Source organism: Polynucleobacter sp. MWH-P3-07-1, assembly GCF_018687555.1.
In the GTDB taxonomy this organism is placed as follows: domain Bacteria; phylum Pseudomonadota; class Gammaproteobacteria; order Burkholderiales; family Burkholderiaceae; genus Polynucleobacter.
In genome coordinates this window covers 783,281-801,387 of record NZ_CP061296.1, presented here as the reverse complement: position 1 = coordinate 801,387, position 18,107 = coordinate 783,281, and the positions used below count along the sequence as shown (strand labels likewise).

Sequence of the window (18,107 nt, the reverse complement as noted above, 5' to 3'; positions counted from 1 at the left end):
TAGAAAAGTTTTCGAATTGATATCAACCCTCAATTAACCTTCCTTTGGAGTTAAAAGTAATGGCAAAAGCCCCAATGCGTGTCGCCGTGACCGGTGCAGCCGGTCAAATTGGATATTCCCTTCTATTCCGCATCGCCAATGGCGACGTCCTTGGCAAAGATCAGCCAGTGATATTGCAATTACTTGAAATTCCGGATGAAAAAGCCCAAAAGGCACTCCAAGGCGTCATGATGGAGCTCGAAGATTGCGCCTTTCCATTGCTCGTAGGCATGACAGCGCACTCTGATCCTATGACCGCATTTAAAGATGTGGATATTGCCTTTTTAGTTGGCGCACGTCCTCGTGGCCCCGGCATGGAACGCAAAGATTTGCTTGCAGCCAACGCCCAGATTTTCACTGCGCAAGGTAAGGCACTCAACGCGGTTGCGAAACGCACAGTCAAAGTGTTGGTTGTTGGCAATCCAGCCAATACCAATGCATACATTGCGATGAAATCCGCACCTGATTTACCAGCTAAGAATTTCACAGCAATGTTGCGCTTAGATCACAACCGCGCACTCTCCCAGCTCGCAGCCAAAATGGGCAAGCCTGTTGGCGATATTGAGAAACTGGTTGTTTGGGGTAATCACAGTCCAACGATGTACCCTGACCACCGTTTTGCAACCGTTGGCGGCGAGTCTGTTAAAGAGCTGATCAATGATCCAGTTTGGAATAAAGAAGTGCATATTCCAACAGTAGGTAAACGTGGTGCAGCCATCATTGAAGCCCGCGGTCTTTCCTCTGCAGCATCTGCAGCCAATGCGGCCATCGATCACATGCACGATTGGGTGCTCGGTACGCATGGCAAGTGGGTCACGATGGGCGTTCCTTCCAATGGTGAATATGGAATACCTAAGGATGTCATCTATGGCTTTCCAGTCACCTGTGAAAATGGTGAGTACAAAATCGTTGAGGGCTTAGAGATTGATGAGTTTTCACGCGAGCGCATGAACCACACCCTCAATGAGCTTCTTGAGGAACAGGCTGGCGTTAAACATTTGCTCTCTTAAAAAGTTTTCAGAATATGAAAAGCACACTACTCAAAGTTTCCCTAGCGTTTGCCATTCTTGGATCATGCAGCATCGTCCAAGCTGCAGACGAAACCTTCACTTGGAGTTGCGGTGATAACCACCAATTCAAAACGATTGGTGGCACCGATAACCTCGTGTTGAATTGGGACTCTAAGAGCTATGAGATGAGGCGTGAAACTTCTCTGCCTGGCAGCTTGCGTTACAAAAATACAAGCTCTGGTTTTGATTTAGTAGTGCTGCCAAACAAGGCGATGTTATTTAATATTCGCTCTGGTACACGCTTGGCAGACTCTTGTCAGACAGCAGAGATGCGCACTGGACAACTACCGCATCTTTTTGCAGGAGCTGAGCCGTTCACACCGGGGAAGTAAAGCTTTAAGCTCGCAATACAATCCAAAAGGCCGAGCATTCTCGGCCTTTTGTTTAATGAAATAGCGGTTGTTGTGACGGCGTGTCCTCAGGCATCTCTGCGTGAACCTGCTCACCAAGGCGGTCAGGGAAAAGTGGTGCACCGCAATCATCGCAAAGCTCAGGATCGAAAAGCATCGCATGACGAAAGACATCTTCTACACCAGCATCGCGCAAGGCATCACAGATACGTTTAATCGGGCTTTCATCATCTGACAAATCATTGAGTGCGTCATTAGCAACACTCTCACGATCGTATAAAGGCCAGATGACGCCGTAGTTGATTTCAGGTGACCCTTTGATGCTGAAAGAGATCCGATATTCATCAGCCTGCTCTTCACCAAAGGCGCCAACCACTGAAGAGAGACCCGCAGGTAAAACACCCATGGTTGACTCTAAGAAATTGACTGCAGCACGAATACTTAAGGGACGAACATGCTTATCAGCTAAACGACAGTTGGTAAAGTACGCTTCTGGCAACAAAAGCTCGAACTCACACCCTGGCAATAAAGAGGCGATCGGATCATGCATTGCATTTTGCCAACCAATGAGACTTACGCCCCGCTCTTGCCGCAGAGTAGCCTCCGCCTGCCACCGAAATAAAGCTGACCCTGTTGGGGCGGCAACCACCGCCACAATGAAGCGTGGGTCAGCCAGCACAGCAATGGTTTCAGACATGCTTTTCAGCTCAAGCTTGATCTCGCTACCAGTGACTGCTGCCATGGCGAGCGTTTCTGTTAGCACTCGTGTTTGACAATGCGACTGAGGCATTTGATCGATGCTATACAACCAAGGAATAATGGCCAAGCGCGTGTCTGGCGCAATCACGGTATTGTGAAGTGCCTGAGCGGTAGCCTCTACAACCGTGGCGGGTAATGGACCAGAAGGAATTTGATAACGCGTATGCGCAACAATGGGAATTGCTAGTAATAAGGCATCCCATTGCTGACCTTCGTGTTGAATGCTAATGGACTCGGCTAAAGTTTCTGCAGTATCTGCCAGAACCTCAAATGCGATCGTGTTAATTCGGAAGGTTTGGTCAAGCGCGGCATCAATCACATTTTGATTTTGACTTTTGAGCAAGCGTAGCAGTCTATCGTCGAGTCGGTTTTCCCAAAAACGATCTTCTACTTGGCTCCCTGAGGCAGCTAAAGAAATAGAGTCAGCCACTAAACGTTCAGTCTCAGGCGAACTTCTTTGTGAACTTTTACTGCGATGAATAGCCATGCTTATTTTTTCTCCGCACGTCGAAAGACCGGTTTATCGGGTTTAGACTCACTGGCGCAATATTGATAACCATCCAAATTAAAGCCATTGAGATCAGCCGACTTGGTCAAGCGATTGTCGACAACATAGCGCGCCATCAAGCCTCGTGCTCGCTTGGCATAAAAAGAAATAATTTTGTACTTACCGTCTTTAGCATCTTGAAAGACCGGTGAAATCACCCTACAAGCCAAATCCTTTGGCTGCACCACCTTGAAGTACTCCTCGGAAGCCAGATTCAGTAGGCATGGCTCCTTTTCTTGCTCAAGTCGCTTTTTGAGTGCCTCAGTTACGCGCTTACCCCAAAAAGCATATAAGTCTTTACCTCTGGCATTCGGAAAGCTCGTGCCCATTTCTAGACGATAAGGCTGCATGAGATCCAAAGGGCGCAAAGCACCGTATAGTCCCGACAAAATCCGGATATGGTCCTGTGCAAATTCCACCGCTTTGGGGCTGAGGGTTTTGACATCAAAACCATCATAGACATCCCCATCAAAGGCATAAATCGCAGGCTTACTGTTCTCCGGAGTGAACTTCTTTGACCAATCCCGGTAACGACCAACGTTGAGGGCGGCTAGTTGGTCTGATACACCCATTAATTTGGCAAGCTCCTGTGGGGAGAGCTTTTTGAGATCGGCAATCAGCTTTGCTGATTCGGTAACAAATTCAGGCAAGGTGCTTGACTTAACCTTGGCGGGAGTCTCGTAATCAAGGGATTTTGCTGGGGAAAGGACGATCAACATGGCACAATTTAAGAATATTTATACCATTCTAGCGATTACTCAACCTAAGTGCCCGTAACTGCCTAAACTACCCTATTCGTGAGCTTAAAGTAACCAAGGAATTTCAATATGAGTAAAAAACCAGCCCAGCAAATGATTGATGTCTATAGTTGGGCCACTCCAAATGGCCACAAGGTTCACATCATGCTCGAGGAATGTGGCTACCGTCTCGGCAAAGACTGGCTTGCCCATCCAATTGATATCGGCGCAGGCGATCAGTTTAAGCCTGAGTTTTTAAACATTAGCCCTAACAATAAAATTCCGGCCATGGTTGACCCAAATGGTCCCGATGGTAAACCCATCAGCATTTTTGAGTCAGGTGCAATTTTGCTTTACCTTGCAGCGAAGACTGGCAAATTTCTCCCAAAGAGTACGCGTGCAAAGTATGAGGTCTTGCAATGGTTAATGTTCCAAATGGGTGGACTAGGCCCCATGTTGGGACAGAACCATCACTTTCGCATCTATGCCCCAGAAAAAATTGAGTACGCAATCAATCGCTACACCAATGAGGCAAAACGTTTATACGGCGTACTAGATCAACAACTGAGCAAACATCCGTTCATTGCTGGTAAAGAATATTCCATTGCTGACATGGCGATCTTTCCATGGACTCGTAACTGGAAAAATCAAGGGATTGAGATCGATGAGTTCCCCCACTTCAAGAAATGGTTCGAAAAGATTTCTGCTAGGCCAGCGGTTAGGCGGGGTGTTGAAGTGCTCACCAATCTGCGCAAGCCTTTGACAGATGATAAAGCTAGAGACCTATTATTCGGCGCGAGCCAGTATCAAAAAAGGAAGTGAGATGACTATTCAATCCGTAGGCATTATTGGTGCCGGGACAATGGGTAACGGCATTGCCCAAGTGTGTGCAATGGCTGGCCTAGATGTTGTGATGATCGATATGAACGATGCTGCTGTCGAGCGCGGCCTGAGCCAAATCAGTAAAAGTCTAGATCGATTAATCAAGAAAGAAACCTTAAGTGTTGATGATAAAAATAAAGCACTTAAACGCATTCAAGGTAGCACCTCGTATGCAGATCTTCAGGGTCTGAATTTGGTGATCGAAGCAGCAACCGAGAACCAAGCCGTAAAAGAAAAAATTCTGCAACAGATTGATGCAATCGTGGGTAAAGACACCATCATTGCAACCAATACTTCTTCACTATCAATCACCAAGCTCGCAGCACTCAATTCCGATCCTGCGCGATTTATTGGGATGCACTTTTTTAATCCACCCCCATTAATGGCTTTAGTTGAGGTGATACGCGGACTTCAAACGAGCGATGCTACCCACCATGCCATCATCGAGATGGCCAAACAGATTGGCAAAGAACCGATTACGGTCAAAAATTCTCCTGGCTTTGTCGTTAATCGCATTTTGATCCCGATGATTAATGAAGCCTTTTTTGTTTTGCAAGAGGGTTTGGCCAGTCCTGAAGATATTGATGCCGGCATGAAGCTAGGCTGTAACCAGCCGATTGGCCCGCTCGCTTTGGCCGATCTCATTGGTTTGGATACTTGTCTTGCAGTCATGGAAGTCTTTTTTGAAAACTTTAGTGACTCAAAATATCGCCCCTGCCCGCTTCTGCGTGAGATGGTCGCCGCCGGTTATCTTGGGCGCAAGACCGGGCGTGGCGTCTTTCACTATGAGCAGTAAGCTTGATATCAACATCTGAAGGAAAGTTTGTGAATCCACTACCGCCAGTCGTACGCTATTTAGCCTATGCAGGTTTGATCCCGTTTATTGGCCTTGCCTTAATGGTGCAATTGGCACCGACTCCGCTGAACTATCTTAGCGCTGAATCGATTGCGAGCTATGGCGCCATCATTGTGGCTTTTATGGGGGCATTGCATTGGGGCGCTAATCTACATGCCCTTGGTAAACCACCGAGCGGTGACCGCTGGATTGATCGTAATGCCTGGATTTGGGGCATCACCCCCGCTCTGATCGCTTGGGTTGCACTCCATATTTATATTCCTGTCAGCCTCATTATTTTGGCTGCAACTTTAGTGATACAGCGCAATATTGATCAAGATACGTATACCTACTACTTTGATGATGATGCGGCACGTATCGCGTTTATGACTATGCGCACACGCCTGAGCTACGTTGCTGCAGCTTGCTTAACCTGGGCAGCATTAGTTATCCTATTTATCCAAGGTTGATTTAGATCCTCATGAGCGGTCTTTTTGAAAGCAATCCACCGCCGCCGTTAGCTGAGGCATTGCGTCCGCAAAGTATTGAAGAGGTCATTGGCCAGACACATTTATTAGCTCCAGGTAAACCACTTAATCTCGCCTTTGCCTCAGGAAAACCGCACTCGATGATTTTATGGGGTCCACCTGGGGTAGGCAAAACCACTTTAGCCCGTTTATCCGCAAAAGCGTTTGATCGAGAATTTATTGCCCTATCCGCCGTCTTAGCGGGTGTCAAAGAAATTCGAGAGGCCATTGAACGTGCCGAACACAATATGGCGCAGTACGGCAGACAAACCATTTTGTTTGTAGATGAAATTCATCGCTTTAACAAGAGTCAACAAGATGCATTGCTACCTCACGTCGAGTCAGGTCTATTTACTTTTATCGGCGCTACAACGGAGAATCCTTCATTTGAAGTGAATTCAGCACTGTTATCTCGTGCACAAGTGTATGTCTTGCAATCGCTATCTCCTTCTGAGTTGAAAGAACTGATTCAGCGAGCCCGGATAACATCAATGCCGCAGATAGACTTTGAAGAATCTGCTTTGGATACCTTGGTTGCTCATGCTGATGGTGATGCTAGACGTTTGCTCAATTTGCTGGAGCAGATCCGGAATGCAAGCTCGGCATCCAACTTAGAGACTCAGAAAATCGATGATGAGTTCATCACCAATGCACTCAGTATGCAGACTCGACGCTTCGATAAAGGCGGCGATCAGTTCTATGATCAAATCTCTGCCCTACATAAGTCTGTTCGCGGCTCCGATCCCGATGCATCACTCTATTGGTTTTGCCGCATGATGGATGGTGGCGCCGATCCTCGCTATCTTGCAAGACGCATTATTCGCATGGCCTGGGAAGATATCGGTTTGGCCGACCCTAGGGCTATTCAGTTGGCCAATGATGCCGCCCTCACCTATGAACGGCTCGGCTCTCCAGAAGGCGAACTCGCTTTAGGGCAGGCAATTGTGTATTTAGCGGTGGCTGCGAAAAGTAATGCGAGTTATAAAGCCTTTAATGCCGCAAAAGCGTTTGTTGCCAAAGATGCGACTCGACCAGTACCGATTCACTTACGCAATGCCCCTACGCAACTGATGCAAGAACTCGGCCACGGGAAAACCTATCGCTATGCCCATGATGAAGCACACGGCTATGCTGCTGGTGAAAGCTATCTACCAGAGGGAATGGCTGCTCCCAATTGGTATCAGCCCGTTGATCGTGGCTTAGAAAGTCAAATTGCGGAGAAGATGGCTTTCTTACGCCAACTCGATACTGACGCAAAGAAACAATAAACTCTTAACTCAATTGATCAATCCACCCATCCAACACCCAAAGGAAACATGATGCGTAATTTACTAGCTGGCTTTATTTTGACTATTGCTTGTTTCACAAGCCAACTCGCTTTAGCGGGGCCTAAGGTTGAATTTAAAACGACGATGGGTAACTTTGTAGTTGAGCTGGATGCAGATAAGGCACCAAAGACCACGGCAAACTTTTTAAGCTACGTAAAAAGTGGTTTTTACAATGGCACGATCTTTCATCGGGTGATTGATGGATTCATGATTCAATGCGGTGGATTTACACCTGATCTCGTGCAAAAGCCAACTAATGCTCCGGTTGTCTCTGAAGCACAAAACGGCTTAAAGAATCAAGCGTATACCATTGCGATGGCCCGCACTTCAGATCCTGACTCTGCTACGGCCCAATTTTTTATCAACGTCAAAGACAATCAAGGACTCGACTATCCCAATGCGATGGGTAATGGCTATACCGTATTTGGCAAGGTGATCTCAGGCACTCAAACGATTGATGCCATTCGTCAAATTCCAACCATGGTTGCTAATGCTCCGCGCATGGGTCGCATGAGTGATGTGCCTAGCAAGACAGTAATGATTGAGTCCGCAACCCTCTTGAAATAATCGCACTGATCATTGCGCCCAGGGATTGTTTGCCGTGATTCTCCTAGATGATTCGCAAAGTACTGCAAGCAATCCCACTAGTCGTCTCTATCAAGACGCCCTTCACTATTGGTGTATTTATCCCAGCGAGCAAGCTGAAGAGAATCAAACTGCTATTGAAGGCGTTTTCACAGATTTAGCCAAGGCCTCTGCCCGAGGAGAATATCTGGTGGTCGCCCTAGCCTATGAGTTAGGGCTGCATTTTCAAGGACTCAATCTGCCAGTAAGCAAGCATCCCTTGATTGAGGCATGGTCCTATGAGAATTATGAAGCGCTTTCTAAGACAGCCGTAGATGAGTTCATCGTATCGAAGATCAATCGACTACCCGAAAACGAGACCTACTCAGGCGTTACAAATCTCAATACCTCAATTAATTTTGCCCAATTTTCATCTGATTTAGATCAAATTCGAGAATGGATCTTGGCGGGCGATGTCTATCAAATCAATCACACCTATCGTCTTCGGGGGCAGCCATACGGTTCTGACTTAGCTCTCTACAATCGCTTGCGCAAACGACAACCGGGGCGGTATGGTGCCTTCATCCAATCTGAGAACCACGCTATTTTGTCGCACTCCCCCGAGTTATTCATACAGCGCAATGGTGATACTTTGCTTGCTATGCCAATGAAAGGTACTGCAAGTGCCCTCAATAGCAATGGGTCAGAGCTTGCTGAAGACCCCAAGAATCAAGCTGAGAATGTCATGATCGTGGATTTGCTCCGCAACGATATGGGGCGAGTAGCACAAACGGGTTCGGTGAAAGTCTCTCAATTATTTGAGGTAGCAAGACATGGAGATGTCTTGCAAATGACCTCAACGGTAGAGGCCACACTAAAAAAGGGGGTCTCTTTCGAAGAAATCCTACGAGCTGTTTTTCCTTGTGGCTCTGTTACAGGAGCGCCTAAAAAACGGAGCATGGAAGTGATTCAGCAACTTGAGCCTGAACGTGGCTACTATTGCGGAGCAATTGGTTGGTTGGATCCCGATCAACGCTTTGCCTTAAGCGTACCGATTCGCACGTTAGAAATTACACATTCAGAGCGTGAACAGGCTTCCACTTTGACTATGGGTGTTGGTGCTGGTATCACCATTGAGTCTAAAGCGGATGAGGAATGGGAAGAATGTCAGATTAAATCTGCTTTTCTGACTGAACTCACGAGCACCGTAGGCTTATTTGAAACCATTCTCATCCAGCATGGCACAGCACAGCTTTTAGATCGACACCTAGACCGACTTCAACATTCAGCAAAATACTTAGGCATCCCGTTTGAGCGTAATGGGGTTGAGCAATACATTGCAAAAATGTTCGACGGAAACAAGTGGGGTTCATCGTTATCACAGCTATACCGCTTCAGATTGGATTTAAGCCCTACTGGTGAGCTATCGCATAGCATTTCGGAACTGAGCCCTCTCTCTGATTCTGTAAAACTCTTTTGGGCAAGTGATTTACTACCTGATCCAGGGTATGCAGTGATGCAATCACAAAATGTCTTGCTCCAACATAAATCGCACTCTCGGACCTGGTACGACCGTGCATGGCAATTGGCCGAAGCAAAAGGCGGATTTGATGCCCTCTTCCTCAATGAACACGGCTTTGTGACTGAAGGCGGTCGAAGTAGTCTCTTTATTCAAAAGCCCAATATGACGGAATGGTTTACCCCTCCAGTCAGTGCAGGACTGCTTCCGGGGGTAATGCGCGCTCAGATTCTGAGCGACCCTCGCTGGAATGCCCGTGAGATGGACCTGACCATCGATGATGTACTCCAGGCAGATAAAATAGTCATCACCAATGCGTTGCGCGGCGTTGTTCCTGCCCATTTTTAGAAAGACTGCATGAAGTTTTGCTCCGAATGTGCCTCACCACTGATTCTGCGTATACCTGCAGACGACTCTCGCGAACGCTATGTTTGCGAACAATGCGGGATAGTCCATTATGAAAATCCCCGCAACGTTGTGGGTAGCATTCCAGTGTATGGCGATAAAGTCCTATTATGTCGACGAGCTATCGAACCACGTTACGGATATTGGACCCTCCCAGCAGGTTTTCTAGAAATCGGTGAAACCTGCAGTGCGGGCGCTGTCAGAGAAACCATGGAAGAAGCTGGTGCAACTGTAGATATTGGCCCCTTATTTTCTCTATTAGATGTTGTGCATGCCGAGCAAGTTCATCTGTTCTATTTGGCTCGAATGAGAACCCCCGAGTTTGAGGCTGGCGTTGAAAGTTTAGAAGTGGCATTATTTTTAGAAAAAGATATTCCTTGGCAAGAATTAGCTTTCCCTACTGTCAAGCAAACACTGGAGTGGTATTTCGCTGATCGAGCTGCAGGACGCTTAAATCAACTTGACGCAATGATGGTTCACACCCGCGATATTGCCCGTGGTGAAAAAATTGAAGTCTCCTGATTGATGAATCGTATTCCTTGGCTGGGCCCAAACGAGCCATTCCCAGATCCATTAATAACAAGCGATCCAGATGCCAATGTTCCAGGCCTCTTTGCCGTTAGCGAGCGTATATACCCCGGTCAATTGCAATCTGCTTATCAAGTGGGCGTATTTCCCTGGTACTCAGATAATCAACCCGTATTGTGGTGGTCGCCCGACCCCCGCATGGTGCTGATCCCAGATCAATTTAAATGTAGCGATTCTTTAAAGAAAACTTTACGTCACTTCATCGCCGATGAATCAAAGGCCATTGTCGTTGATCAAGACTTTTCTGCAATCATGCGCGCTTGTGCAACCAATGAACGTAAAGGCCAAGATGGTACCTGGATCACCCATGAGATTGTGGATGCATATACCGCCCTATTTGAACAAGGCCGAGCCCATAGCATTGCTGTAATGGACGCTGGGGTCTTGGTTGGTGGTCTCTACTGCGTCTGCTTTGGTAAGGCCGTCTTTGGTGAATCCATGTTTAGCAGGCAAGCAGATGGCTCAAAGATTGCTCTAGCTGCCCTAAGCGCTTTTTGTGTCCAAAATGGCATCCCTATGATCGATTGCCAACAAGAAACTGCTCATCTGCGCTCGCTAGGCGCGGCCCCAATCGAACGGAAGACCTTTTTACAATCACTGCAGACGTCGCTAAATCAATCTAAGATAGCGTTATCTTGGAACTTTACTAAACAGATACTTCAGCACTGGCTATGACGCAGCTTAAAGAACTTCCCTTAACTACTTTGCAGTTTTATGCCACTGCCCCCTATGAATGCAGCTATCTTCCCAATCGGACGGCCCGCTCCCAAGTTGCTACGCCTTCACACTTCATTCATGCGGATGTTTACAGCGAGTTAGTCAACGCCGGATTTCGTCGTAGCGGTCTATATACCTATCGTCCTTACTGTGATCACTGCAAGGCCTGTATTGCGACTCGCATCTTAACGAATCAATTTACTCCCAATCGCAGTCAGCGACGGGCACTCAAAAGACATGAAGGCTTGCAAGCGAATGTGTTGTACTTAGGTTATCAAGCAGAGCATTACGAACTCTATCAACAGTATCAAAATACCAGGCACGCCGGTAGTGAGATGGATCGTGAGGATCAAGATCAATACATGCAGTTTTTGATTCAGAGTCGCGTGAATTCTCGTATCGTTGAATTTCGCGATGGGCCAAATGATGCTCACCCTGGCCGATTACGGATGGTTAGCATGATCGATCTACTGGATCAAGGCATCTCTTCGGTCTATACCTTCTACGATACGAGTGATCCCGGCGCCAGCTATGGAAGCTATAGCATTTTGTGGCAGATTCAACAGGCAGTAGATCTCAAGCTGCCTTATCTTTATTTGGGGTATTACATTAAAGACAGTGAAAAAATGTCCTACAAGATCAATTACAAACCGATTGAAGGTTTAATTGATGACCATTGGCAGTTAATCACTGAGGGATAATCAGCTTACATGCTCGATAGTTACCGACTCCTACGGCCTTTCTTATTTGCTCTAGACCCTGAGCTGGCCCATAATCTCACACTCGCTTCACTCGATAAGACTCAACAATGGGGGCTTTTGCAACACTGCATTACTAAACCAGCCCCTGATCCACGTGAATTTTGTGGCCTTCATTTACCCAATCCCATCGGGCTAGCAGCTGGTCTTGATAAAGATGGCAGACACATTGATGCACTAGCTAGCTTAGGCTTTGGTTTCTTAGAGATCGGTACCGTTACCCCGCTTCCCCAGCCTGGCAATCCCAAACCCCGCATGTTTAGACTCAGTGAGGCCAACGCGCTCATCAATCGCATGGGTTTCAACAACGATGGCGTAGAGGCTTGTGTGCAACGTGTTCGTCAATCCCCATATTGGCAAAGTGGTGGCATTGTTGGCTTAAATATTGGCAAGAATGCCATCACCCCAATTGATCAAGCCGCTGATGATTATGTCTTGGGCATGAATGCCGTTTATGAAATTGCCTCCTACATTACCGTCAACATCTCCTCTCCGAACACTAAAAATCTGCGTGAATTACAAGGCGAGACAATGTTACGCAATTTGCTTAGTACTTTAGATCTTGCCAGAAAGCGATTAAGCGATCGTTTTGGTGTGCGCAAACCGCTTTTCTTAAAGATTGCGCCTGATTTAGACGAGGCCGATATTCATTTGATTGCGGACCTATTGATGGAATTTGGCATCGATGCCGTAATTGCCACCAACACAACCATTGATCGCTCTGCTGTGCAAGGTCTACCCTCGAGCGAAGAGGTCGGCGGCTTGTCTGGTGCACCAGTAAAAAATCCGTCCAATCATGTACTCAAAATACTGAAGGCAAGACTTCAAGACGAACTCCCCATTATTGGCGTAGGTGGCATTCTGTCTGGAGATGATGCGCTCGAGAAAATACAAGGCGGAGCCAGTCTAGTTCAAATCTATACCGGGCTGATCTATCGAGGCCCCGGATTAATTGCTGAGTGCGCAAAGGCTCTTAAAGGCATTTAACCCCTGCTGGTGGCCTCTTTTTCCCTCGTACATGAGGGATTTGTCATGAATATTTCATAATATGCAATTTGATTGAGAATCGCTACAATTGCAACATGGATACCAAAAAGACTATAGCGGACGCCAAGAAAACTGGTGAAGTCGGTAAAACGGCGATCCAAGTAGTAGAACGCATGATGAACCTGCTCGATGCCTTAGCTGAGCACGAAGAATCCAGCAGCCTCAAAGCACTGGCAGAAAAAACCGCCTTACACCCCTCTACTGCGCATCGCATCCTGAATGATATGGTTGCCTGTCGACTAGTTGAACGGGGCGATGGCGGGACGTATCGGCTGGGTCTGCGTTTATTGGAGCTCGGTAACCTGGTTAAAGCGCGACTCTCAGTCCGGGAAGCAGCTCAAGGACCGATGCGAGCATTACATAAACTGACTGGCGAAACCATCAATTTATCTGTTCGTCAAGGCGATGAAATCGTCTATGTCGATCGTGCCTATAGCGAGCGTTCGGGTATGCAAGTCGTACGAGCGATTGGCGGTCGTGCTCCGCTACACCTCACCTCGGTTGGCAAACTCTTTCTATCGCATGATGATCCCAGCCAAGTCAGAGCCTATGTCACTCGAACTGGTTTATCGGGTCATACTAAAAACAGCATCACTGATCTAAAGACCCTCGAGACAGAACTCACTCGTGTGCGCGATCTGGGCAGCGCCAAAGACAATGAAGAGTTAGAACTGGGTGTGAGTTGTGTCGCAGCAGCAATTGTTGATGACACAGGCAAACTGGTGGCCGGACTATCTTTAAGTGCGCCTACTGATCGGATACAACCCGACTGGCTTAAGGCGCTTCAAGAAACGGCCCTACAAATCTCAAAAGGGATCGGCTTTAAAGGCGCAAGCAAAGAAGCTTAGGTCTCACATTAAGCGACGAATTGGCTGTACCTCGCCAGGAGGGATATGAGAGTACCAATCACGCACCCGCACTGCATCAGCAAAGCGGGACTGAGCCCCGACGGAATCTAAGAACACCAGCAATAACGGAGTGTTATTGACGCGAGCCTGCATGACTAAACATTTTCCCGCAGCATTAATGAAGCCGGTTTTCTGTAAACCAATATCCATATCTCCAGAGCGTACCAAGCGATTGGTGTTCAAGAATTTTTGCGGCCGATTACGAATCGTCATCGTTAAGTCAGGCCAGGTGGAGAACTCACGAATTATTTTGTATTGGTAAGCCGCATTGAGCATCCGAACCAAATCCTCGGCAGAAGACACATTCTCACTAAGCAAGCCGGTTGGATCTGCATAGTGCGAATGCTCCATCCCAATCTCTTTGGCTTTGCGATTCATGGCATCAACAAAAGCTGGGATACCGCCTGGATAATTGCGACCCAAGGTGTAAGCAGCGCGGTTCTCGGAGGACATTAAGGCCAGATGCAAGGCATCTTCACGACTCAAAACGGTGCCTTCAGCCAAGCGGGAATGTCTATAAATATAAGCATCGTCAGCATTAATGGTTAAGTTTTCATCTAATGGTAGCTGGGAGTCCAATACCACCATCGCTGTCATCAGCTTAGTGATCGAAGCAATTGGTAAGCTCACATTGGGATTCTTCTCGAAATACACTTCCTTCGTATTTTGATTGACGACGATCGCCACGCTAGACTTTAGACTGAGTTCATCGCGCTGACCTCGCAAACCCATCGCAGTAGCAAATGAGGGTCTGGCCTCTACTACTGGGGCCGTATTGCGGGTGACAGTTACCCTAACGCCCCTAGGTTTCTTGGCAGTTTTTGTAGAAGTTTTATTCGCATTGGCTGTAGGCGCAGTTGGGGCTGGATTACTATTTTTGCTACTAGCCGCCGACACTGTTTTGGTCTTCAGTTTGGATTTTTTATCAGAAGCAGACGTTGATGCGGTTTGCGCATGGCAAGTGATGACAGCCAAAAACAGGCTGCTCAAGCACACTCGCCAAAATTGATTCAAATGCATCCCAAATACCTTCCTAAACTGTCAACAACCATGATGATAAAGAAACTGTCAACCAAACTCGACTTTTTGCGCCCTATTCTGCGACAGATGGGACTACGTTTGCTTTACCGCTATTGACCAGAAGAACACCTGTCATTGTCAAAGCAAGTCCTAAGATCATCAAGACATTAAATGGCTCATCAAACATGAGCCAAGCAATCGCTGCAGTTGTTGGTGGGGTCAGATATAGAAGACTGGTCACTTTGGTTGCAGCGCCCTTACGAATCATCATAAATAACAAACTAATGGATCCAATCGAGAGTGGAATAACGGCCCAAAATAAGGCTGCGATAACCGAAAAATTCCAAACCATCTGAGAAGACTCAAAGAAATACATGACCCAAAATGCTAGAAAGGCAGAGATTCCAAACTGAATGGCTGATCCAGCCCGCAAATCAAAGACTGGACAATGCTTCTTCTGATACAAAGTACCAAAGGTGATTGAAAACAGGGCAGCTAAAGCAAAGAGATAGCTTGCAAATGGAATATGAGCAAAGCCGATCTTTTCAGCAACAACTAAGGCCACCCCCGAAAAACCAAATACAAGACCGATCCATTGCTTTGGATGAACCTTTTCTGAAACCCAAGAGGCAAACCATGCCGTGAGAATGGGTTGCAGACCCACCATGATCGAAACCAGACCTGCGCCCATACCCAATCTGACCGCAGACCAAACCCCGAATACATAGCCGAACTGTAAAAAAGCTCCTGCAATTGCAATATGCTTGATTTGCTCTTTGCTAGGCCAAACTATTCTCCAAACGCAATTTAATAGCGCCATGACAAGCAAAACACCGCAGAAACGCCAAAACAAAAAAGTGGCTGGCTCCACATATGGCATTGCTAGTTTGGCAATGATGAAACCGGTACTCCAGAGAAAGACAAAAACAGGTGCTATGACTCTATCGAGCTTGAAATCCATGCCGGCCTAAAAGATGGGAAGTAATGGTTAATTAGAAATTAGTGTCAATTTTAGGCTGATTTAATATCAGAACCCCATGAGCAATGCATTCACAAACAAATATTGCATTGCATCATAAATGGATAGGATCTTCACCCAATTGATTTATTTAAATAATCGACGCATAGTCATCCTTGCAAGATCCAATGAAAGGGATTGAAATGAACTTAACACCAGAACAAATGGCAGCCGCCCAAAAAGCCAACTTAGAGACCCTCAGTGGCCTGACCAATCAAGCCCTTCAAAGTATTGAGAAATTAGTGGAGCTCAATATGCATATTGCCAAACAAAGTTTGAGCGACAGCATGAGCAATGCCAAAAAAGCGATGGAAATTAAAGATATCCAACAACTACTCACTCACCAAGCTGAAGCTGTGAAGCCAATGGCTGAAAAAATGATGGCTTATAGCCGTCACCTCTATGAATTAGCCCATGAGACCCAAGCTTCATTTACTCAGTCTGCCGAAAAAGAATTTCAGGCTAGTCAACAAAAAATCAATGCTTTAGTTGAGGGCTGGACAAAAAATGCACCTGCAGGATCAGAAGCTGCAGTTCAAGCAATGAAACAAGCCATTGCCTCTGCTAATACGGTTTACGAGACAAGTCAAAAAGCGGTGAAGCATGCCGTAGAGCTTGCGCAAAACAATTTAAGCAAAGCATCCGAGTCCGTTATGACGGAAGTTCATAAAGCAAGTAAAACCAAGAAATAGCATCGACTAAAAACCGATCAGATACAACCTACTAAGATTGTAATTCTCTAATGTTTTCGTAAACAATTACTATTAAAAAAAGTTTTAAGATTATCGATGTAACGCAATGACTTTGATGCCTCAGTAACTTGCTCTTGGGCATACTGTTGTGCTTGACCGGTTGATTGATAAGCCTTGGCTTGCCATGCTTGCTGGGCCTTAGCAATCCGGATTGATTCTGTTGAGAGTCGATTCAGAAAAATTGTTGGGTCAGAGGTATTGATTGGGCTACATACATCCGATGTGCTAAAACCTCGTCCCAGCAGATCATCCATCTGAGATGCGTTTGCCAGCAGGCTTATAAAAAGCAAACAATAGCCATAGTTTTTCATTGCAAGGCTGCTAATTTAGGCTGCTAATAATTCTTTTTTGTTCTTTTGATACTTTCCAGCCCTTGATGGAACATGGCAAAGATTACACAGATAGTCTTCATTTAAGTCATACACATCAACTATAAATTTACCTTTACAGCAAGAACATGATTCAGTTTTTAGCAATTTCTGATCTGTAAATCGCACTAAGGTCCATGCACGAATCAAACTTAATACAGGCTCATCGCTTGCAGGATGGTCATCGGTCTGCTCAATACTGTGATATTGCTCTAAATAGAGTTGATAGGACTTAATCAATGCTTGAATGCCTGTTAAGCCTGCGTGCTCTTTTAAAAAATTATAGATATTCAAAAATAATGAAGAATGAATATTGGGTTGCCAGGTTAAAAACCAATCTGTAGAAAAAGGCAACATCCCTTTAGGAGGGGAAAAACCACGCATCTCTTTATATAGCTTAGTTAAGCGCTCGCGAGATAAATCCGTTTGCGACTCCAATAACTGCAAACGGGCACCTAACTTTATGAGCTCGATAGCCAGTTGTAATTGTGCTGATTCATCAACAATACTTTTGACCTTCATGCGATTCGCCCTGGCTAATAATAAATTAAGAAATGGCTTCGACTTGCTGCCCAGCCATCAAAATTGAGCTATGCGCAATTGCTTGGGATTGCCCCTTTTGATTGCTTGTCAACATACCCAACATCACAGCGTCATCAAAGCGGAAGCGAGTCAACATCATATTTGCGCTGGCTAATTTAATAATTTGGGCATTACTTAAGGTGCCTAGCAAGTCTGCACTGAGGCCTAAGCGAAAAATGGCATGCGCCCTATCATCCCGAATCATCTGCTGAGCCAGCATTAAATAATTAAGATTGGCGTCTCGAATTTCCTGGAGAAGGACTTCTTGTGCTTTATCAATTAGTTGCATTTATGGCCTCGATTCGGTTTGGGAATAAAAAAGAATTCCGGATGCGTAGTTTGTCAGTTTGAGTAAAAAGCTAAATAAGACAACTTATGTACTTTTTGTAAGTAAAAATCTGACATAATCGCTAAAAATGCTTAGATTCCAACCATGCCTGAGCGAATAAAGATCAATAAACCCCCTATTTTTGTGATTTGTAGCCCCTTTATATGAATAACGACAACCATCGTTTCTCTGACAAAAAAGAGGGCTCTCCATCGTCATATATTGAAATGTGAAGAGCACTCTACTCCGCTGATGGTCACAGCAGCAAACGAAATGCATCAGAACTTTGAGGATGCTATTCAGAAACTCTACATTGGTAAGTTAAGCTATGGAGCTTTTGCCAAAGAACGAGCACAAAGTCTTGCTCGCTATAACGCCATGCTGAAACATAATGAACTCATGATTGAGAATAATAAAGTGATGAGTGAAACTGTCAAAATTAAACCACTATAGGTCTCT

The 18,107-nt window shown here is 46.0% G+C and carries 22 protein-coding genes; 15 read left to right on the top strand and 7 right to left on the bottom strand.

What is annotated here, in order from left to right:
• The first annotated feature begins 59 nt into the window (after positions 1 to 59).
• Both ICU98_RS04160 and ICU98_RS04155 read left to right on the top strand, forming a co-directional pair.
• Positions 60 to 1,049, top strand: coding sequence for a malate dehydrogenase (locus ICU98_RS04160; protein WP_215352905.1), 990 nt, complete (start codon positions 60 to 62; stop codon positions 1,047 to 1,049).
• A gap of 14 nt (positions 1,050 to 1,063) precedes the next feature.
• Positions 1,064 to 1,441 (top strand): hypothetical protein, encoded by a 378-nt coding sequence (locus ICU98_RS04155; RefSeq protein WP_215352904.1) that lies wholly within the window; start codon positions 1,064 to 1,066, stop codon positions 1,439 to 1,441.
• Between the two features lie 52 nt (positions 1,442 to 1,493).
• On the opposite strand, the gene ICU98_RS04150 is transcribed toward ICU98_RS04155, so the two are convergent.
• Positions 1,494 to 2,705: a DUF2863 family protein gene (locus ICU98_RS04150; RefSeq protein ID WP_215352903.1), complete on the bottom strand. Its 1,212-nt coding sequence runs from the start codon at positions 2,703 to 2,705 to the stop codon at positions 1,494 to 1,496.
• Between the two features lie 2 nt (positions 2,706 to 2,707).
• A complete protein-coding gene (yaaA, locus tag ICU98_RS04145; RefSeq protein WP_215352902.1) occupies positions 2,708 to 3,484 on the bottom strand; it encodes a peroxide stress protein YaaA in 777 nt (258 codons plus the stop codon).
• Positions 3,485 to 3,616: 132 nt separating this feature from the next.
• Here yaaA and ICU98_RS04140 point away from each other — a divergent pair, with 132 nt between their 5' ends.
• The 11 genes from ICU98_RS04140 to ICU98_RS04090 all read left to right on the top strand — a co-directional run bounded on the left by ICU98_RS04140 (position 3,617) and on the right by ICU98_RS04090 (position 13,520).
• A complete protein-coding gene (locus ICU98_RS04140) occupies positions 3,617 to 4,324 on the top strand; it encodes a glutathione binding-like protein (RefSeq protein WP_215353089.1) in 708 nt (235 codons plus the stop codon).
• Between the two features lies 1 nt (position 4,325).
• The gene (locus tag ICU98_RS04135) at positions 4,326 to 5,180 is read left to right on the top strand and encodes a 3-hydroxybutyryl-CoA dehydrogenase (protein WP_215352901.1); all 855 of its coding nucleotides are present in this window, start codon (positions 4,326 to 4,328) and stop codon (positions 5,178 to 5,180) included.
• A 29-nt stretch (positions 5,181 to 5,209) separates the two neighbouring features.
• A complete protein-coding gene (locus ICU98_RS04130) occupies positions 5,210 to 5,689 on the top strand; it encodes a DUF3429 domain-containing protein (protein ID WP_215352900.1) in 480 nt (159 codons plus the stop codon).
• A gap of 11 nt (positions 5,690 to 5,700) precedes the next feature.
• A complete protein-coding gene (locus tag ICU98_RS04125) occupies positions 5,701 to 7,014 on the top strand; it encodes a replication-associated recombination protein A (RefSeq protein ID WP_215352899.1) in 1,314 nt (437 codons plus the stop codon).
• Between the two features lie 51 nt (positions 7,015 to 7,065).
• Positions 7,066 to 7,641 (top strand): peptidylprolyl isomerase, encoded by a 576-nt coding sequence (locus tag ICU98_RS04120; RefSeq protein ID WP_371818448.1) that lies wholly within the window; start codon positions 7,066 to 7,068, stop codon positions 7,639 to 7,641.
• Positions 7,642 to 7,675: 34 nt separating this feature from the next.
• Positions 7,676 to 9,505, top strand: coding sequence for a bifunctional chorismate-binding protein/class IV aminotransferase (locus ICU98_RS04115; protein WP_215352897.1), 1,830 nt, complete (start codon positions 7,676 to 7,678; stop codon positions 9,503 to 9,505).
• 9 nt (positions 9,506 to 9,514) lie between these two features.
• Positions 9,515 to 10,084, top strand: a complete 570-nt coding sequence (locus ICU98_RS04110) for an NUDIX hydrolase (RefSeq protein ID WP_215352896.1) — start codon at positions 9,515 to 9,517, stop codon at positions 10,082 to 10,084.
• 3 nt (positions 10,085 to 10,087) lie between these two features.
• Positions 10,088 to 10,825, top strand: a complete 738-nt coding sequence (aat, locus tag ICU98_RS04105; protein ID WP_215352895.1) for a leucyl/phenylalanyl-tRNA--protein transferase — start codon at positions 10,088 to 10,090, stop codon at positions 10,823 to 10,825.
• The gene (locus tag ICU98_RS04100; protein ID WP_215352894.1) at positions 10,822 to 11,568 is read left to right on the top strand and encodes an arginyltransferase; all 747 of its coding nucleotides are present in this window, start codon (positions 10,822 to 10,824) and stop codon (positions 11,566 to 11,568) included. The genes aat and ICU98_RS04100 overlap by 4 nt, the downstream gene beginning before the upstream one ends.
• A gap of 9 nt (positions 11,569 to 11,577) precedes the next feature.
• Entirely contained in the window at positions 11,578 to 12,612 is a 1,035-nt protein-coding gene (locus tag ICU98_RS04095; protein ID WP_215352893.1) for a quinone-dependent dihydroorotate dehydrogenase, read from the top strand.
• A gap of 113 nt (positions 12,613 to 12,725) precedes the next feature.
• Positions 12,726 to 13,520 (top strand): IclR family transcriptional regulator, encoded by a 795-nt coding sequence (locus tag ICU98_RS04090; RefSeq protein WP_215353087.1) that lies wholly within the window; start codon positions 12,726 to 12,728, stop codon positions 13,518 to 13,520.
• Positions 13,521 to 13,523: 3 nt separating this feature from the next.
• On the opposite strand, the gene ICU98_RS04085 is transcribed toward ICU98_RS04090, so the two are convergent.
• Together ICU98_RS04085 and ICU98_RS04080 are read right to left on the bottom strand one after the other, a co-directional pair.
• Entirely contained in the window at positions 13,524 to 14,570 is a 1,047-nt protein-coding gene (locus tag ICU98_RS04085) for a serine hydrolase (RefSeq protein WP_251365391.1), read from the bottom strand.
• Positions 14,571 to 14,673: 103 nt separating this feature from the next.
• A complete protein-coding gene (locus tag ICU98_RS04080; protein WP_215352891.1) occupies positions 14,674 to 15,561 on the bottom strand; it encodes a DMT family transporter in 888 nt (295 codons plus the stop codon).
• Between the two features lie 200 nt (positions 15,562 to 15,761).
• On the opposite strand from ICU98_RS04080, the gene ICU98_RS04075 reads away from it, so the two are divergent.
• Positions 15,762 to 16,310: a phasin family protein gene (locus ICU98_RS04075; RefSeq protein ID WP_215352890.1), complete on the top strand. Its 549-nt coding sequence runs from the start codon at positions 15,762 to 15,764 to the stop codon at positions 16,308 to 16,310.
• A gap of 47 nt (positions 16,311 to 16,357) precedes the next feature.
• On the opposite strand, the gene ICU98_RS04070 is transcribed toward ICU98_RS04075, so the two are convergent.
• The 3 genes from ICU98_RS04070 to flhD are packed head-to-tail and all read right to left on the bottom strand — an operon-like array spanning position 16,358 to position 17,609.
• Positions 16,358 to 16,681 carry a hypothetical protein gene (locus tag ICU98_RS04070; RefSeq protein WP_215352889.1) on the bottom strand — a complete coding sequence of 108 codons (324 nt, stop codon included), beginning with the start codon at positions 16,679 to 16,681 and terminating at the stop codon, positions 16,358 to 16,360.
• A 15-nt stretch (positions 16,682 to 16,696) separates the two neighbouring features.
• On the bottom strand, positions 16,697 to 17,260 hold the full coding sequence (gene flhC, locus ICU98_RS04065; RefSeq protein ID WP_215352888.1) for a flagellar transcriptional regulator FlhC: 564 nt from the start codon (positions 17,258 to 17,260) through the stop codon (positions 16,697 to 16,699).
• A 25-nt stretch (positions 17,261 to 17,285) separates the two neighbouring features.
• The gene (gene flhD, locus ICU98_RS04060) at positions 17,286 to 17,609 is read right to left on the bottom strand and encodes a flagellar transcriptional regulator FlhD (protein ID WP_215352887.1); all 324 of its coding nucleotides are present in this window, start codon (positions 17,607 to 17,609) and stop codon (positions 17,286 to 17,288) included.
• A 291-nt stretch (positions 17,610 to 17,900) separates the two neighbouring features.
• Between flhD and ICU98_RS04055 the strand changes: the two genes are divergently transcribed.
• A complete protein-coding gene (locus ICU98_RS04055; RefSeq protein ID WP_215352885.1) occupies positions 17,901 to 18,101 on the top strand; it encodes a hypothetical protein in 201 nt (66 codons plus the stop codon).
• Positions 18,102 to 18,107: the final 6 nt, after the last annotated feature.

Coding starts and splice junctions, on each gene's coding strand:
- ICU98_RS04155 (WP_215352904.1), top strand. CDS start 1,064: ATGAAAAGCACACTACTCAAAGTTTCCCTAGCGTTTGCCATTCTTGGA.
- ICU98_RS04080 (WP_215352891.1), bottom strand. CDS start 15,561: ATGGATTTCAAGCTCGATAGAGTCATAGCACCTGTTTTTGTCTTTCTC.
- ICU98_RS04070 (WP_215352889.1), bottom strand. CDS start 16,681: ATGAAAAACTATGGCTATTGTTTGCTTTTTATAAGCCTGCTGGCAAAC.
- ICU98_RS04110 (WP_215352896.1), top strand. CDS start 9,515: ATGAAGTTTTGCTCCGAATGTGCCTCACCACTGATTCTGCGTATACCT.
- ICU98_RS04135 (WP_215352901.1), top strand. CDS start 4,326: ATGACTATTCAATCCGTAGGCATTATTGGTGCCGGGACAATGGGTAAC.
- ICU98_RS04100 (WP_215352894.1), top strand. CDS start 10,822: ATGACGCAGCTTAAAGAACTTCCCTTAACTACTTTGCAGTTTTATGCC.
- ICU98_RS04140 (WP_215353089.1), top strand. CDS start 3,617: ATGATTGATGTCTATAGTTGGGCCACTCCAAATGGCCACAAGGTTCAC.
- yaaA (WP_215352902.1), bottom strand. CDS start 3,484: ATGTTGATCGTCCTTTCCCCAGCAAAATCCCTTGATTACGAGACTCCC.
- flhC (WP_215352888.1), bottom strand. CDS start 17,260: ATGAAGGTCAAAAGTATTGTTGATGAATCAGCACAATTACAACTGGCT.
- ICU98_RS04150 (WP_215352903.1), bottom strand. CDS start 2,705: ATGGCTATTCATCGCAGTAAAAGTTCACAAAGAAGTTCGCCTGAGACT.
- ICU98_RS04120 (WP_371818448.1), top strand. CDS start 7,066: ATGCGTAATTTACTAGCTGGCTTTATTTTGACTATTGCTTGTTTCACA.
- ICU98_RS04055 (WP_215352885.1), top strand. CDS start 17,901: ATGGTCACAGCAGCAAACGAAATGCATCAGAACTTTGAGGATGCTATT.
- ICU98_RS04095 (WP_215352893.1), top strand. CDS start 11,578: ATGCTCGATAGTTACCGACTCCTACGGCCTTTCTTATTTGCTCTAGAC.
- ICU98_RS04125 (WP_215352899.1), top strand. CDS start 5,701: ATGAGCGGTCTTTTTGAAAGCAATCCACCGCCGCCGTTAGCTGAGGCA.
- ICU98_RS04075 (WP_215352890.1), top strand. CDS start 15,762: ATGAACTTAACACCAGAACAAATGGCAGCCGCCCAAAAAGCCAACTTA.
- ICU98_RS04160 (WP_215352905.1), top strand. CDS start 60: ATGGCAAAAGCCCCAATGCGTGTCGCCGTGACCGGTGCAGCCGGTCAA.
- flhD (WP_215352887.1), bottom strand. CDS start 17,609: ATGCAACTAATTGATAAAGCACAAGAAGTCCTTCTCCAGGAAATTCGA.
- aat (WP_215352895.1), top strand. CDS start 10,088: ATGAATCGTATTCCTTGGCTGGGCCCAAACGAGCCATTCCCAGATCCA.